The 1,173-nt window shown below is 61.5% G+C and carries 1 protein-coding gene; it reads right to left on the bottom strand.

Going from position 1 to position 1,173, the window contains the following annotated elements:
• Positions 1 to 1,111, bottom strand: a protein-coding gene (locus EGJ34_RS21760) for an IS3 family transposase (protein ID WP_125362457.1) whose coding sequence is annotated in 2 segments (ribosomal slippage) — positions 1 to 871 and positions 871 to 1,111 — 1,112 coding nt annotated over the 2 segments. Because the reading frame shifts where the segments join, the coding sequence is not laid out codon by codon here. This gene is flagged as partial in the annotation.
• Positions 1,112 to 1,173 lie beyond the last annotated feature (62 nt).

The following is a 1,173-nucleotide window of genomic DNA, read 5'->3' as shown; positions in this document are numbered from 1 at the left end:
TCCTGCTTGGCGACCCTTCTGCGCATCCTAGGGTTGTGGCGTCGCTCGATGTAGTCAAACACATCCGCTCGTGCCGCATCCAGTGTTGGGTAGCTCGTTCGATAGATCCGCTCTCGCTTGAGCAGCCCAAAGAAGCCTTCGCAGGCCGCGTTGTCACCGCAATGGCCCACCGCGCTCATTGAGCAGATCACGTTGTGAGCGGCCAGATAATCCTGGTAGTCACCGCTGCGGAACTGGCTGCCACGGTCCGAATGCAGGATCACCTCATGAGTTCCTTGCCGCTGCCACACCGCCATCTGCACAGCCCGGATCACCATCTGACGGTCCTGCCGATCGTGCATTGACCACCCCGGAACGTACTTGTCGTAAAGATCCAGCACGATGCACAGATACAGCTTGCCCTGCTGGGTCTTGATTTCCGTGATGTCCGTGACCCACTTGGTCTCCGGCTCCAACGCGAAAAAATCGCGCTCAAGCAGGTTACTCACACCCGGCGGTGCCACTGCCGGAATTGGACGCTGCCCGCGACGTTTGCGTCGGGGCCAGCCCTGAAGGCCATCCGCTGCCATCAGGCGTGCCACCCGGTTCAAGCTGGCAGTCTCGCCTTCCTCAGCCAGGTCTTCGCGCATACGGCCAGCTCCCAAGGTACCCCGGCTGTCCTCATGCAGCTCGCGCATCCGTACAACCAAGCGTTCGTTGTCGACCTGCCGAGCGCTCGGTGGACGCTTACGCCACTCGTAATAGCCACTGGCCGATACCTTCAGGCAGCGGCACATCAGCCGAATCGGAAACTCATCGCGGCAACGTTCGATCACCTGATACCTCAGGATGATCCCTTTGCAAAGAACGTCGCCGCTTCTCGCAAAAAATCCCGCTCCTTCTTCACCCGCGCCAGCTCGCGCTTGAGGCGGGCCAGCTCCTCATCCCGGGGCGTCCCGGTGCCGCCGAAGGCGGCAGATCCCGGGCTGTGTGCCTCGCGCTTCCAGCGGGTCAACAGGGTGTCGCGAATCCCCAGCTCCCTGGCCACCTGGGCACAGCTGACGCCGGGCTGGCTGGCCTGCTCAACCGCACCACGCTTGAACTCGGCACTGAACTTTCTACGCTTTGACATGAACACTCCTCATGGCCTGGATCGGCCTTCTTGTAAGTGTCCGTGAAAACGGGGGTGAACCC

The organism is Stenotrophomonas sp. 278, assembly GCF_003935715.1.
In the GTDB taxonomy this organism is placed as follows: domain Bacteria; phylum Pseudomonadota; class Gammaproteobacteria; order Xanthomonadales; family Xanthomonadaceae; genus Stenotrophomonas; species Stenotrophomonas maltophilia_AH.
The sequence above is the reverse complement of the archived record's forward strand: the minus strand, read 5'-3'. Positions and strand labels throughout refer to the sequence as shown.